Raw genomic sequence first — 14,012 nt, 5'->3', positions numbered from 1 at the left:
TTACTCTTTAAATTTTAATGCTTCTACCACTCTCATTCGGGATACAATCAGTGTCGGAATTGTAATGACTGCTAATATCAAAAGGATAGTAGCCAAGTTTAGTACCAGAATAATGAGCCAGTTCCATGCAATGGGTACATAACTGATGTAATAATTTTCGGGGTCAAGGGGTATTACTTTAAAATAATATTGAATTATACACAGGCCCATTCCAATCAGATTGCCATACAAAACTCCTTTCAAAATAATAGTTAACCCATTGAAAATAAATATTTTGCGTATCTGAATGTTGTCAGACCCTAAGGCTTTTAAAATACCAATCATAGGTGAGCGCTCCATCATCATCACAAGTAATACCGAAATCATATTGAAACAAGCCACTACCAGAATCAGCACTAATACTATAATAATATTCTTGTCTAATAAGCTCAGCCAGTCAAAAATAGCCGGAAACATATCTGTTATTTTGGTTATTTTCATGTCACTATCAATTTCATTGAGAATCTGTGAAGCGGCTGGGGTTAAATCATCAAAGTTTTTAAGAAAAACCTCATAGTGTCCACAAGTATTAGTATCCCATTCGTTCATTTTTTGTACAAGTGCCAAATCACCAATAACAAAGTTTTTATCAAACTCTTCAAGCCCTGTTTCATAAATACCTACTACTTTCACTTTCCTGACTCTTGGCGGATTCTGTACAAAGTATACCAATACTTCTTCCGATAATTTGATTTTTAATTGTTGGGCAATTCTCTTGCTGATAATAATTTCATTTGAAAAAGAAGTATCACTAAAATTAATTCTACGGCCCTCAATCAGATTCTCCGAAAAAGTTTGCCAGTCATAATCATGGCCAACACCTTTTATAACAATACCTGCCAGTTCTTCGCTCGATTTTAACATTCCGGCTTTATTGCCGACGGCTTGTACGTGCCTTATTTTGCTGTTCTGACGGTAATTATTATAAAAATTTGTTTTTATTGGCATTGGTGTTTCTTCATACGACTGATTCAGTGTAATTTTGCTGACTTGTATGTGAGAGCTAAGGCTGAAGAGTTTATCTTTGATGGATTGTTTATAACCAATCAGAATTCCAAAAGAGACAATCATTACGGCTAGCCCAATGGCAATGCTTGCCACACCAACTTTAACAACAGTAGAGGTAAAAGACTCTGATTTGGTTTTTTGAATACGTTGAGAAATAAAACGAGGTAAATTCATATTTTGCCATATATTAGCCTGATAAACCTTAAATGTTATCAGGGCTATAACGAAAGTATTTACAAAACTATCATTTTTACGTTTACAATAATTTTAAATTTCAATAAATCCCTGAATCGGCAAAGTATGCAGATACTTTTGAGGAAGGGAATCAGTCAAAGTATTTTGTGAGAGGTTACACTAGTAACCTAAATAGCCTTATTCATGTATAAAAAAGTTAAACTATTTATATTTAAAATCTTTCTTTTAGGTTTGTTCACTCTAGGAACCGTTGAAATATTATATCAGTTTAATCCGTATGCCCAAAAAAACCTTGACATATCTTATACAGCTAGTATCATAGAAAAATACAAAAGGCTTGAATCTCTACCTTCTCCTAAGATAGTGTTAATTGCAGGGTCTAATTTTGCGTATGGCATCAATAGCCAGATGATAGAGCAAAGTTTACATAGGCCTGTTGTAAATATGGCCATGCACTATGATTATGGTACCGATTTTATGTTACGTCAGATTCAGGACCAGCTACACCCGGGTGATACCGTTATTATGGGTTTTGAATACATTGTTGAAAGCAAAGGTAATATCGGTGAGAAAATCCTGATGGCTAATGTATTTCCAAAAGCGAAAGAATGGTTTGAGTATGAGAATGCCATACAGTATCTCAGAGAAAATGCGGTTGCTCGTATTGCAAGTCTGAGGCTAACCCTTGAACGATTAATTAGCAGCGAGGATATTATTCCTACTGTTGATGATACCACCAGTATTTTTTTCAGAAAGGCAATTAATGAATATGGCGATTTGATTAGCCATCTGAATAACCCTCCGGTAAAAGTAATTCCTCCGGCCATTATCGACGAGCGAATAAGTATGCGTCTGGCAATTGCAGACATGAATGCTTTTTATCTGAAAATGAAACAAAGAGGCGTAAAAGTTTATTATTCTTATCCTTCTTATGCGTTGTCGAGTTATGAACGTGATAAACCTATTATGAATAAACTTCAAAATGAATTTAAGAATGAGGCCAGATTTCCGATTCTGGGGCAACTACAAGATTTTGTTTTTGCCGATAGTTTGTGTCAGGATATGGTATACCACCTCAATGGCAAAGGGCGTGACATACGCACACAAAAACTGATTGATTTATTAAAAAAAACTAACTAATCTTTACTCGAGCTTGAATGACAGCCCCGAAGAAGTTTTTATATAAGTTGTTTTTACTGGGTGCATTACTTACAGCCTCGGTTTTGCTGCTTAACAAGCTATTTATTGTACAGTCTTACCCTTACGAGTATCTGGGTGGTATGCTTAACGATAAACACAACATTGCCCATAACACTCCCTCGCCTAAAGTACTATGGGTAGGAGGGTCGAGCGGTTCATTTGGTATTAATAGTGACACCCTACAAAAGTATCTGGGTATGCCGGTAGTAAATATGTCGTTTATTGCGCCTTTGGGTACTTACTTTCTCTTAAATGATGCCTTGAAAGAAATAAAAAAGGGAGATATTGTTTTTGTGAGTACTGAATACGACATCACCAAATACAGTACACCCGATGTAATTTACTCGGCGGTAGACTATTACCCCGAAGGCGCAAAATATATTGCCAAAGATACAAGTATTGTTGAGTTTATAGGGAATAGGGTAAAACACAAGCTCACTAATCTAAGAAAGCTTTTCTGGAACACGGCTACAAAAAATGAGGCCAAGTTTGCCACAATAAGCGATCAAACATCGGTCTATTTCAGGAGTGCCTTTTCGGCCAAAGGTGATATTATCAGCCACGTAAATAATACCCCAAAGCAAATTGAATTTCAATTGTTCCCTAAAGAACCAATCAATTATAGCCAGCAGATAAACGATATTAATCATCTGGTAACAGAAGCCCATAAGATAGGGGCAAAAGTATATTATGTTTTTCCGCCAATGGCTATATCGACGTATGAATATGGTAAAGTGGCCGTAGAATCGGTAGAAAAACAATTGAAAGCTAACCTTAAGTGTGAAATCTTAGGTAATGCAAAAGACTATATAAGGCCCGATAGTGCTTTTTTCGATTCTTTTTATCATTTAAAACCAGCTAATCGAGACCTGAACACACTGAAAGTAATAGAACTATATAAAAGTAAACAATTGCAGTAGATATCCACAAGAGGTTGCTACATTACCCAATTTGCTTATATACATTTAATTGATATGATATTTAATTCAATAGAGTTTGCCATTTTTTTTCCGATAGTAACGTTAGTTTACTTCCTCTTGCAGCATAAACATCGCTGGTGGTGGTTACTGGCCACAAGTTGTTATTTTTATATGTTTTTTAAACCTGAGTATATTCTTATACTTGGTTTTACTATTGTGGTCGACTATTATGCAGGTATTCTGATTGAGAAAACGCAAGGGAAAAAACGAAAATGGTACCTCATAATGAGCCTTATTGCTAACATTGGCGTACTGGCCGTTTTTAAATATTATAATTTCTTCACTTTGGTAGTAGGTGAGGCGGGGCTGGCTAGCTTGCCTATGCTGAAAATACTGTTGCCTATCGGGTTATCGTTTCATACCTTTCAGGCAATGAGTTACACCATAGAGGTTTACAGAGGTAATCAGAAAGCCGAGCGGCATTTTGGCATTTATGCCCTATATGTAATGTTTTATCCGCAATTGGTAGCAGGGCCTATCGAACGACCCCAAAATGTATTATACCAGTTTTATGAAAAACATTCATTTGACTATGACCGCGTAACCAGTGGTTTAAAACTTATTGCATGGGGTTTGTTTAAAAAAGTGGTTATTGCTGATAGGCTAGCTCTGTTTGTAGATAAAGTGTATAATCATCCGCTCGACTATGAAGGAGTGCCCATTATTGTGGCTACTATCTTCTTCTCATTCCAGATTTTCTGTGATTTCTCAGGATATTCCGACATTGCCTTAGGTACTGCTCAGGTAATGGGCTTTAAACTCATGAAAAACTTTGACCGCCCGTATTTCTCAAAAAGCATATCTGAGTTCTGGCGTAGATGGCATATTTCTCTTTCAACGTGGTTCCGCGACTACCTCTATATTCCATTGGGCGGAAACAGAGTAAATACTTACCGACGTTACTTTAACCTCTTTTTTGTATTTACAATTAGTGGTTTATGGCACGGGGCTAACTGGAACTATATTATCTGGGGGGCATTGCATGGAATTTACCTTGTAGCGGCTATTATTCTGACTAAACCTCGTAATTTTATCAACAAAATTACGGGTATTACAAAAATTCCATTCCTTTTTAAGATAGTGCAGATTTCAATCACATTTGTATTGGTTGCTTTTGCATGGATATTTTTTAGAGGTAGCTATCTCGAATTAGGTTGGACATGGCACTTGGTTACCCATCTTTTCACCAATTTGCCGAGCATTTCAGAGTTTATGCACCTCGACTATATATCGCAGAATGTATTTCTTGATAAGGGAGCTAAAGAGTTTTTTACAGCAATTGCACTGATAATCTTTATGGAGGTTATCCATTATATTCAGCGAGATAAAAGTATCCGTCAGGTTATTTCTACCAAACCAATATGGGTTCGATGGGGAATTTATTATTTATTCATTATGATGTTCTTTATTCTTGGTATTTTCGATTCTCCCGCACAATTTATATATTTCCAATTCTGATTTTATAATAGCTTTATAATAAACTACTTAGTTGTTTTTTTGCCTCTTCAATTTGAAAAGGCAAAAAAATATTTTATATAATCTACTTGTTTGGTAGATTATATATATTTTAATTTGTGTCATAAATCAAAACTCATCAACAAAAGGGTATATAAGCCTGCATTGTTATTTAAAATTATGGTCGTGTGCCTTAGTTGGAAGGCGAGGAGTCTCATAAACTCTTTTAAGTGGTTCGAGGCCACTCACGACAACAATAGATAGGTTTAATATTGATTCGGGCGTTTTATCAGTGTTTGGTTCAGTATTTTTATTTACCTTAATCCTCACTTGAAAATGGTTATTAATTATTTAGCATTCGCTGTTCCATTTTTTTTGTTTTTTATCTGGCTTGAATATTATGTAGCCCAGAAACAAGGCAAAAAATCTTATTTCAAGTTTAATAGCTCAATAGCCAATATTAATGTAGGTATAGCCGAGCGGCTTATTGATTTGTTTACAGCCGGAGGTTTTTATTTTTTCTATGATTATCTGCACAAACATTTTGCAATTTTTGATATTCAACCCAGTATCCTGTTATGGATTGCCCTCTTGCTAGCTACTGATTTTTTATGGTATTGGTATCATCGTTTCGGGCATGAAATTAATTTATTCTGGGGTTTTCATGTGGTACATCATCAAAGTGAAGAGTTCAATTATACAGCAGCTACACGCATTACTATTTTTCAGGCAGTTGTGCGGACTTCATTCTGGTCGGTATTGCCGGTTATCGGTTTTCCTGCCGAAATGATTACTACCATTCTGTTAGTACATGGCATTTACCCTTTTTTTACACATACCCGTCTGATTGGTAAACTTGGTTTGTTAGAATATATCATGGTTACGCCTTCGCATCATCGGGTGCATCATGCCAGCAACGAACAGTATCTGGATAAGAACTATGGAGATATGTTCATTATCTGGGATAAACTATTCGGAACCTTTGCGGAAGAAAAAGAAGAACCTACCTATGGGCTTACCAAACAATTAGGCAGTTATAGTTTTTTATGGCAGCATTTTCACTTTCTGGTAGAAATAGCTTATGCTGCAAAAGCGCAAACAGGGCTTTTGAACAAACTGAAAGTTATTTTTGGTCGTCCATCTGATTTTAATCCTGAACTGAGAGCAAAGGCTGAACAAAAATTTCTGGCCGTCAGAAAAGTACAGGCTCACACAACAAAATTCAGGTACTATGTTATTGCACAAATTTCATTGATGGCGGTTATATTGTTTTTATTATTGTTGTTCGAGCATTACATACCCTTGTTTTTGCAAACCACGATAGCTCTTTTCATACTAGTAAGCCTGATTAATTGTGGAGCCATTCTGGAACAAAGACGCTGGGTGTTTTATCTTGAATTTGTACGGGCAAGTATGGTAGTAATTAGTGCCTTTTACTATTTTCCTGACCCTACACTCATAGGCATGGCAGTGTTGTTGTTAATGATTTCTTTGGCTTATTTTTCAAGTTTGCAGAAGCAATATTTAAGCCTTATTTATGGTAAAAGAGTATAAATCAATAGCGGAAGATTGGATTATTATAACAGGTTATCATTGCCAGATTGGCTTGGCTAGTATTTAGCCAAGCTAAATCTTTACAATCTAGCTACCATATCTTTTATGTAGTGTAGTTTTATCAGTATATTTAAATTTTAAAATTAATTCTCACAAAACCATTTTAAAATTATGCAGTTTGAAACCCTTCAGTTACACGCAGGTCAGGAGATTGACCCTACTACCAATTCACGTGCAGTACCTATTTATCAGACAAGTTCTTACGTATTTAATAATGCCGAACATGGCGCAAATCTTTTTGCCTTAAAAGAATTCGGAAATATCTATACAAGAATCATGAACCCTACCAACGATGTGTTCGAAAAACGCATTGCTGCCCTTGAGGGTGGAGTAGCAGCTTTGGCAGTGGGGTCAGGGCATGCTGCACAGTTTGTGGCTATTAATAACATTACAACCGTAGGCGATAACTTTGTTACTACTTCGTTTCTGTATGGTGGTTCTTATAACCAGTTTAAAAATTCTTTTAAAAATATTGGCGTTGAAGCAAGATTTGCCGATGGCGACAAAGTAGAAAGTTTTGAAAAACTGATTGATGAAAAAACTAAGTTTATTTATCTTGAAACTATCGGTAATCCGGGCTTTAATGTGCCTGACTTTGAAGCCTTTGCCAAATTAGCTCAGAAATATGATTTGCCACTCATTGTTGACAACACATTCGGAGCAGCAGGAGCCATTGCTCAGCCTATTAAATACGGAGCTAACGTAGTGGTTGAGTCGGCTACTAAATGGATTGGCGGACATGGTACTACTATGGGTGGTGTTATTGTAGATGCCGGAAATTACAACTGGGGAAATGGCAAGTTTCCACAATTTACCGAACCGTCGCCAAGTTATCATGGCCTTGTGCTAAACGATGTTTTCGGGATAGGCGGGCCTTTCGGCAATATTCAGTTCATTATCAGAGCCAGAGTTGAAGGTTTAAGAGATTGGGGTCCATCACAAAGCCCATTCAATTCATTCTTATTATTGCAAGGTCTTGAAACGCTTACACTGAGGGTCGAAAGAATCAGCGAAAACGCCCTGAAACTTGCACAATGGTTACAGTCATTAGAGCAGGTTGAAAGTGTAAATTATCTGGGCTTACCTGAAAATCCATACCATGAATTGGCTAACAAATACCTTACCAGAGGGTTTGGTGGTGTATTATCATTCAAGTTGAAAGGAGATAAGGCAAGAGCTTCTAAGTTTGTAGATAGCCTGAAACTGATTAGTCATCTGGCAAACGTTGGAGATTCAAAAACATTGATTATTCATCCGGCGTCAACTACTCACTCGCAGTTGTCTGACGCTGAACAATTAACAGCAGGTGTGCAACCAACCGGATTACGCGTTTCGGTAGGTATTGAACACATCGACGACATCAAAGCCGATATTGAACAAGCATTGGCAAGTCTATAAAAATAAAACTCCACTCATAACTTGTTGTATGAGTGGAGTTAATTCTACAAAAAATTTACTTCATTACTAATTATCAACGTCTTCTGTCAAGATGAACAACAAGTCGATGCCTCTTCTGCTGCCTTTATTTGCCTTTTTATGCGTAGCTTCAATGGGTTTGAAGTCAGTTAAATCAGGCACACCTTATGAAGAAGAAGTAAAAGAATGGCATCGAAGCCGCATTGAAAACCTCAAAAAAGAAGATGGGTGGTTAAATCTGGCTGGCCTTTACTGGTTAGAAGAAGGCAAAAATACATTCGGAGCTGCTAAAACCAATGCAATTGTTTTTCCTAAAGGTAAAAGCGAAGAATCTCTCGGTACATTTACTCTGGACAAAGGAGAGGTATTTTTAGAAACTACACCAGAAAAAGCAATATTTAATGGTAATGAGCCTGTAACCAACTTGAAGATTTTTCCTTCAGAAGAAAATATTATCTTGAAACACCAATCGTTACGATGGTTTATTATTAAAAGAGGTAATAAGTATGGGGTTCGGCTACGAGACCTTGACAGCCCTTTTCTGAAAGAATTTACAGGTATTGAAACATTCCCGATTGATGCCAACTGGAAAATAAAAGCAAAATTCGTACAAGAAGAAAATAAGAAAATTGCAGTACTGGATGTTCTTGGGCAAACAACTTTGCAGGATTCACCCGGTAAAGTTGTATTTTCAATACACGGAAAACAGTATAGCCTAGATGCTTTAAACGATACGGCTGGATTATTTATCATATTTGCCGATAAAACCAATAAAAAACAAACCTACGGCGCAGGCAGATTTTTATATACCGACAAGCCAGATGCAAACGGCATCGTATACCTTGATTTCAATAAGGCTATAAACCCTCCTTGTGCCTTTACGCCTTACGCTACGTGTCCGTTACCACCAAAACAAAATGTGTTGCCGGTTACTGTTTATGCAGGTGAAAAAAACTATGGTCATCACTAAAGATATATCCTTACAGGAACACAGACCCCGTACGGTCTGTCAAAAGCACAACGTGGTTTAGTTGTACTCTGATAAGCTTCGTTGTTTTAATAAACTAATGAGGCAATCTGGCTTGGCTTGACATTAGCCAAGTCAGATTTTTTTATAAATATTTCACTCACTGACCTCTTAATAGCCCATGATATATTTCAATAAATTAATCTACTAAATTGATAGATTTTATAGAAATATATTTTATATTTGTATGATAAACAAACTATCTGGATTGAAGTAGCATAACCACCGTAGTTTACTACATAAAACCAGATAATAGCATAGGCAATAACTAAACTATAAACTTCATTATCAATTACATTTATCAACAAACACCATGATTTCTAAAAAAGCAAAATATGCCCTGAAAGCCTTAAAAATACTGGCTGAAAAGTATGGTGAAAAAGAATCACTAACTGTAACAGATATTGCAAGTGAAGAGAATATCCCAAGAAAGTTTCTGGAAACTATCCTGCTCGAACTCCGCAATAATGGTTTATTGACTAGCCATAAAGGGAAAAATGGCGGTTATTCGCTAAGTATCGAACCTGGCAAGATAACCCTTGCACGCATTTTACGTATTACAGATGGACCTATTGCGCCAACACTTTGTGTCTCGATCTATTATTATGATAAATGTGATGATTGTGGTGACGAAGAAACCTGCCCGATTCGACCCATTATGATAAAAGTGCGAGATGCCAACTTAAAAGTGTATGAAAATACTACATTGCTTGATTTTGTGAATAAAAAAGAACTGGTACTCGCATAATAGACCTATTTATTAAAACTTTAAAATCTCAGCAGAGTTATCTGAAGTAGTGAGTGGGTGGCATAAAAATTTATTCGCTTACTACTGAAAAGATTGATAAAGAAATATATAATGGGAAAAAAAGATTTTGATGCAATAGTAGTAGGGTCAGGGCCAAATGGGTTATCGGCAGCTATTGCCCTGCAACAGAAAGGGCTTTCAGTTCTGTTACTCGAGGGCAAATCAACCATAGGAGGGGGGCTTCGTTCTGCCGAGCTAACATTACCGGGCTTTATCCATGATATATGTTCTGCCATTCACCCCTTAGCAGCGGCATCACCATTTTTCAGAACTTTACCATTACACGCGCATGGTCTCGAATTTATTCAGCCTCCGGTGGCAGCAGCACATCCTTTTGATGATGGTTCAGCCGCTTTGTTGACTCGTTCTATTCATGCTACCGCAACGGCTTTAGGAACAGATAAGGGTAAATATACAAGGCTTATGAAGGCATTAGTAGATAATTTCCCTAGTCTGATAAACGATATTCTGGCCCCATTGCACCTACCTGAAAACATACTGGGTTATACCAGATTTGGCCTGAAAGCATTATGGCCGGCAAGTGTTTTGGCAAAATGTTTTTCTACTCAGCAAGCTAAGGGGTTATGGGCTGGAATGGCGGCACATTCTATGCTCTCATTAAACAAACTTACTACGTCTGCAATAGCACTGGTACTGATGGCAGCAGGAAACGTGTACGGCTGGCCTGTTCCCAAAGGTGGGTCACAGCAAATAGCCAACGCGCTGACTTCGTATTTTCGGTCTATTGGAGGCAAAATAGAAACCAGTTTTTATGTAAAATCCTTGCAGCAATTACCTTCATCAACAACTATATTATTTGATGTAACTCCCAGACAATTATTGCAGATTGCGGGCCATACCTTTTCTTCTACTTACCAGAGGCAATTGGAAAGATATAGGTATGGCATGGGAGTTTTCAAAGTCGATTGGGCTTTAGCCGAGCCTGTACCATTTATGGCAAATAGTTGTCTTTCGGCAGGAACGGTGCATATTGGTGGCACTCTTCAAGAAATTGCGCTGAGCGAACAACAAACATGGCATGGAAAGCACCCTGAAAAGCCGTTTGTACTTCTGGCTCAGCAAAGTATTGTTGATAAAAGCCGCGCGCCCGAAGGAAAACACACGCTTTGGGGGTATTGCCATGTACCGGCACATTCAACCAGAAACATGATAGATGTTGTCGAAAAACAGATTGAAAGATTTGCTCCGGGTTTCAGGGAGCGTATTCTGGCCCGACACACCATGAATACAACCCAAATGGAGGAGTATAATCCAAATTATGTAGGAGGTGATATTAATGGTGGAATATTAGACCTCAGCCAGTTATTTACGCGTCCAGCTCTACGGTGGTCACCCTACCGTACCTCTACAAAAGGGCTTTATATCTGTTCATCGTCTACGCCGCCCGGTGGAGGGGTACATGGTATGTGTGGGTATCATGCAGCACAGCGAGTACTCAAAGATTTATTTTAGGAGCGTGTAAGGAACAGAATTTTATAAAGAATTGCTTATATTTCAGCCGAAAAACACACTCTAATCACTCTAACGTATGTCAACCCCTACTAAAAAAATTGCCTTAACCGAAGATTGGACAGTCGTCGTCTTGGGTTTTGCTATTATTTTATTCGCTCTTGCAGGCTTCCTGTTGCCAACACCTTCCTTTGGTTGGAAAAATACAACCGATTTATTTGAGAAAGTATTAGCCATCGGTAATCTGCAAAAAATTCTTATTCAATTACTAGCCGTTATGATAGTTGCTGTTGCTGGTGCTTTGCTGATGCGTAAACCAGTGAAACCCTTTGTAACGGGGTTACCTGTGGTGTATTTGCTTACGATACTGGCCTTGATTATTGCCGGAAACGGCACTGTTAAAAGCCTGAATCTTGAAGCGGTAATATTCAGTTTGCTAATAGGCCTACTCATTGGTAATACCATGCAGTTACCCGAATGGCTCAAAAATGCCTTATCAACCGAAGTATTTGTAAAAATAGGATTGGTAATACTAGGCACAAGTGTGCTGTTTTCTGATATTCTTGAAGCTGGCTCTTTAGGCATGATTCAAGCCTTGCTTGTAGTAGTTTCAGTTTGGTATTTTGCTTTCTGGGTTTCCAGAAAAATGGGTATCGACGAAGAAATGGGTGTTATGCTTTCAAGTGCTGTCTCAATCTGTGGTGTTTCTGCTGCAATTGCCACTTCAGGCGCAATTAAAGGTGATTCTAAAAAACTTTCGTATGTCATTTCGCTTGTTTTGATTACAGCTATTCCGATGATGTTATTTATGCCTTATGTAGCTAAATTATTGGGGCTTTCGCAAGAGGTAACAGGGGCATGGCTAGGAGGAACAATCGACACCACAGGAGCAGTAATTGCTTCGGGTACAATGGTGGGCGAAGCCGCCGTTAAAGTTAGTACAATAGTGAAGTTTGCCCAGAACGTATTATTAGGGGTAGCCGCTTTTGGTATTTCAGTATACTGGACATACACCAACAACCCTTTAGCAAAAGATACTAACACAAAACCATCACTTGGCGTAATCTGGGAGCGTTTCCCAAAATTTGTTCTTGGCTTTGTGGCGGCTTCTTTGTTATTCTCTTTTGTGGTGTCGCCCGAAACTGTAAAAGGTGTAAAAGATAACCTGAAAAGCATTCAGGGGTTATGGTTTGCGCTTGCTTTCACGAGTATCGGTCTGGAAACTAATTTCTCGGATTTATTCAATAAAGACAGCAAAAAGCCATTATATGCTTTTCTGCTCGCACAAACTTTTAATATTTTTATTACGCTCATTATCGCTTATCTTTTGTTCAGATAGTAAAACTGTATTTCACGCATAATGCCAAGCGTGGTTCTAGAGTCAATTGCTCAGAACCACGCTTTTTTTATCTCAGTGAACTCTGTGAGTAGTCAAAAATGTTAAGAAATAAATATATAATCTATAAATTAAATAGATTAATAGTTTATATCTTTGTTTAAATTAAAACCAATGAAAAATATGAGATTCCTGACTACATTTTTGGCATTATGCTTGGCACTTTTAAATCTGGTACAGGCACAAAAAGCTCCGAAAATCGGAGTGTGGAGAGGTACTTTTAAAGTAGCTAACGGGCAAGAAGCACCGTTTAATTTTGAACTTCAAGGTAAAACTGCGTATTTACTCAATGGGGCCGAACGGTTTGAATTGAAAGGAATTACGCAAAAACAAGATTCTTTATTTATTCCTGTTGATATTTATGATGCTGTTTTAGCAGCTAAAATTATCAACCCGAATACACTGGCTGGTACTTTCAAAAAATTCAATACGTCTAAACCAGATAAAGGAATTAAGTTTTCGGCCGAATATGGAAAAAAGTATCGTTTTTTTGAGAACCCCGAAGCAGCAAGTGTCAGCCTTCATGGTAATTGGGATGTTACAATAGGAGAGGGAGGCAATAAAATAGTGGGAGTGTTTGAACAGTTTGGAAATAAATTAACAGGTACTTTTTTGACTACAACAGGCGACTACCGTTATTTTGAAGGTACAGTACAGGGCAACGAGTTTTATTTATCAGCCTTTAGTGGTTCAAGTCCTTCATTGATTAAAGGTAAAGTAAGTGGTGATAATTTACTTGCCGAAATGATAAATGTTCGTGGGGCGCAAGCTGTAAAAGGTACTAGAAACAACAAAGCCACTTTGCCTGATGCTTACACTCTCACAAGTATTAAAGAAGGTACTACATTCGATTTTACATTTCCTGATGCTTTTACAGGAAAACCTGTTTCGTTAAAGGATGCCAAATATAAAGGTAAGGCAGTAGTAGTCACAATTTTAGGTAGCTGGTGTCCGAATTGCCTTGATGAAGCCACTTTTCTGGCCCCTTGGTATAAGGCCAACCGAAAAAGAGGAGTCGAAATCATAGGCTTAGCATTTGAACGAAAAAATGATCCGGAATTTGCCAAGACCCGACTTGAAATCCTGAAAAAACGATTTGGAATTGAATATGATATACTTTTTGCCGGCTTGGCCGACAAAGACTATGCTTCTAAAGCATTGCCTGCTTTAAGTGCGGTGTTGTCTTTTCCTACAACTATATTGATTGATAAGGAAGGAAAAGTAAGTAAAATTCATACTGGTTATACTGGGCCTGCAACCGGAAAATATTATGAAGAGTTTGTAAAGGAATTTAATCGTGATATTGACGAGGTACTGGCAACAGAAACTTCTCATACAACCACAAAACAAACTGAAAAATAATTCATTTATGGGCGGCTATTAGCTGCCCACTTTTCTCAATAG

At 37.6% G+C, this 14,012-nt stretch carries 11 protein-coding genes; 10 read left to right on the top strand and 1 reads right to left on the bottom strand.

Translation table 11 applies throughout. From position 1 onward, the window contains the following. Positions 1–1,221 carry an ABC transporter permease gene (locus WAA15_RS03955; RefSeq protein WP_337041163.1) on the bottom strand — a complete coding sequence of 407 codons (1,221 nt, stop codon included), beginning with the start codon at positions 1,219–1,221 and terminating at the stop codon, positions 1–3. Positions 1,222–1,425: 204 nt separating this feature from the next. Between WAA15_RS03955 and WAA15_RS03950 the strand changes: the two genes are divergently transcribed. The 10 genes from WAA15_RS03950 to WAA15_RS03905 all read left to right on the top strand — a co-directional run bounded on the left by WAA15_RS03950 (position 1,426) and on the right by WAA15_RS03905 (position 13,970). Beyond that, positions 1,426–2,382: a hypothetical protein gene (locus WAA15_RS03950; RefSeq protein WP_337041162.1), complete on the top strand. Its 957-nt coding sequence runs from the start codon at positions 1,426–1,428 to the stop codon at positions 2,380–2,382. A gap of 17 nt (positions 2,383–2,399) precedes the next feature. Beyond that, positions 2,400–3,362 carry a hypothetical protein gene (locus WAA15_RS03945; protein WP_337041160.1) on the top strand — a complete coding sequence of 321 codons (963 nt, stop codon included), beginning with the start codon at positions 2,400–2,402 and terminating at the stop codon, positions 3,360–3,362. Positions 3,363–3,416: 54 nt separating this feature from the next. Then, positions 3,417–4,880, top strand: coding sequence for an MBOAT family O-acyltransferase (locus WAA15_RS03940; protein WP_337041159.1), 1,464 nt, complete (start codon positions 3,417–3,419; stop codon positions 4,878–4,880). A 333-nt stretch (positions 4,881–5,213) separates the two neighbouring features. Then, positions 5,214–6,431: a sterol desaturase family protein gene (locus WAA15_RS03935; protein WP_337041158.1), complete on the top strand. Its 1,218-nt coding sequence runs from the start codon at positions 5,214–5,216 to the stop codon at positions 6,429–6,431. Positions 6,432–6,602: 171 nt separating this feature from the next. After that, positions 6,603–7,889 (top strand): O-acetylhomoserine aminocarboxypropyltransferase/cysteine synthase family protein, encoded by a 1,287-nt coding sequence (locus tag WAA15_RS03930; protein ID WP_337041157.1) that lies wholly within the window; start codon positions 6,603–6,605, stop codon positions 7,887–7,889. 91 nt (positions 7,890–7,980) lie between these two features. Next, complete coding sequence (locus WAA15_RS03925; RefSeq protein WP_337041156.1) at positions 7,981–8,877, top strand: DUF1684 domain-containing protein; 897 nt, start codon at positions 7,981–7,983, stop codon at positions 8,875–8,877. 370 nt (positions 8,878–9,247) lie between these two features. Beyond that, entirely contained in the window at positions 9,248–9,682 is a 435-nt protein-coding gene (locus WAA15_RS03920; RefSeq protein ID WP_337041155.1) for an RrF2 family transcriptional regulator, read from the top strand. Positions 9,683–9,793: 111 nt separating this feature from the next. Beyond that, the gene (locus WAA15_RS03915) at positions 9,794–11,215 is read left to right on the top strand and encodes a phytoene desaturase family protein (protein WP_337041154.1); all 1,422 of its coding nucleotides are present in this window, start codon (positions 9,794–9,796) and stop codon (positions 11,213–11,215) included. 76 nt (positions 11,216–11,291) lie between these two features. Further along, the gene (locus WAA15_RS03910) at positions 11,292–12,551 is read left to right on the top strand and encodes a YeiH family protein (protein WP_337041153.1); all 1,260 of its coding nucleotides are present in this window, start codon (positions 11,292–11,294) and stop codon (positions 12,549–12,551) included. Between the two features lie 171 nt (positions 12,552–12,722). After that, on the top strand, positions 12,723–13,970 hold the full coding sequence (locus WAA15_RS03905) for a peroxiredoxin family protein (RefSeq protein WP_337041152.1): 1,248 nt from the start codon (positions 12,723–12,725) through the stop codon (positions 13,968–13,970). Positions 13,971–14,012: the final 42 nt, after the last annotated feature.

Origin of the sequence: Emticicia sp. 17c (assembly GCF_037153985.1) — a bacterium.
Taxonomy (GTDB): Bacteria; Bacteroidota; Bacteroidia; order Cytophagales; family Spirosomataceae; genus Emticicia.
The sequence above is the reverse complement of the archived record's forward strand: the minus strand, read 5'-3'. Positions and strand labels throughout refer to the sequence as shown.

Excerpts from the sequence above, each read along its gene's own strand:
- WAA15_RS03955 (WP_337041163.1), bottom strand. The coding sequence starts at position 1,221 with ATGAATTTACCTCGTTTTATTTCTCAACGTATTCAAAAAACCAAATCA.
- WAA15_RS03950 (WP_337041162.1), top strand. The coding sequence starts at position 1,426 with ATGTATAAAAAAGTTAAACTATTTATATTTAAAATCTTTCTTTTAGGT.
- WAA15_RS03945 (WP_337041160.1), top strand. The coding sequence starts at position 2,400 with ATGACAGCCCCGAAGAAGTTTTTATATAAGTTGTTTTTACTGGGTGCA.
- WAA15_RS03940 (WP_337041159.1), top strand. The coding sequence starts at position 3,417 with ATGATATTTAATTCAATAGAGTTTGCCATTTTTTTTCCGATAGTAACG.
- WAA15_RS03935 (WP_337041158.1), top strand. The coding sequence starts at position 5,214 with ATGGTTATTAATTATTTAGCATTCGCTGTTCCATTTTTTTTGTTTTTT.
- WAA15_RS03930 (WP_337041157.1), top strand. The coding sequence starts at position 6,603 with ATGCAGTTTGAAACCCTTCAGTTACACGCAGGTCAGGAGATTGACCCT.
- WAA15_RS03925 (WP_337041156.1), top strand. The coding sequence starts at position 7,981 with ATGAACAACAAGTCGATGCCTCTTCTGCTGCCTTTATTTGCCTTTTTA.
- WAA15_RS03920 (WP_337041155.1), top strand. The coding sequence starts at position 9,248 with ATGATTTCTAAAAAAGCAAAATATGCCCTGAAAGCCTTAAAAATACTG.
- WAA15_RS03915 (WP_337041154.1), top strand. The coding sequence starts at position 9,794 with ATGGGAAAAAAAGATTTTGATGCAATAGTAGTAGGGTCAGGGCCAAAT.
- WAA15_RS03910 (WP_337041153.1), top strand. The coding sequence starts at position 11,292 with ATGTCAACCCCTACTAAAAAAATTGCCTTAACCGAAGATTGGACAGTC.
- WAA15_RS03905 (WP_337041152.1), top strand. The coding sequence starts at position 12,723 with ATGAAAAATATGAGATTCCTGACTACATTTTTGGCATTATGCTTGGCA.